The organism is Psychrobacter piechaudii (genome assembly GCF_900162825.1).
GTDB classification, from domain to species: domain Bacteria; phylum Pseudomonadota; class Gammaproteobacteria; order Pseudomonadales; family Moraxellaceae; genus Psychrobacter; species Psychrobacter piechaudii.
This window is the reverse complement of sequence record NZ_FUGE01000002.1, coordinates 1-681: the sequence shown is the minus strand read 5'-3', so window position 1 is coordinate 681 and position 681 is coordinate 1. Positions and strand designations below refer to the sequence as shown.

The following is a 681-nucleotide window of genomic DNA, read 5'->3' as shown; positions in this document are numbered from 1 at the left end:
GATGGGCTTGTTGCCAACTAATCAGTAGGTCTGCTGAGAAATAGGCTCTATCAAAGAGCGTAATGCTATTGTCTTGAACATTTAGCTGACGGGCTAAGGTGATCTCTCCTTGACCCATATCTGCAAGGGTTGTGTCAATGATCTCATGCGTGTCAGTATTGATCAGACATACCGAACGCATTTGGGGATAGGGCGCCTCTTTAGTTCTGCCTTTGCTTGAGCTAAAGTGCTGAAGGTTCTCATCAGTGGATGGGAGTGAGTATACGACGCCATCTACAGCGTGGACGCTAAGTCCCATGAAGTCTTGCTGCTGGGCTCGTGATTCTGTTTGGTAGTGAGCACTTAGTTGATGAAATAGCTGCTTTAGAGGCTCATGCCCGAGGCGTTGTCTTGCTTGTACCACAGCGCTGGGCACACAGGCCTGAGAGTCTATATTAAGACGCATCTGCTCTGTGATATACCAAATTGAACGGTTACGATATAAAGCTGTGCCGATGACTATCCAAACAACGTGTTCGGCAGGTAGCTTACGCCTTCTAATGCTCGCTTTGCCGGTATACTCTAAAGCTTGCTGTATCCACTCAGGGTCTATTAATTCACTAAATTGTTCTAGGGTGTCTGGAATCCTTTTATGCGTCTCATTAATAGCGTCTTGTAGTCTCATAGTAAAATAGCCCATCT

Annotated in this window: 1 protein-coding gene; it reads right to left on the bottom strand. The window is 46.1% G+C overall.

The window, feature by feature from the left end:
- A partial coding sequence (locus A1019T_RS00010; RefSeq protein ID WP_143514040.1) for an IS4 family transposase occupies positions 1-664 on the bottom strand: 664 nt, incomplete at its 3' end.
- Between the last annotated feature and the right edge of the window lie 17 nt (positions 665-681).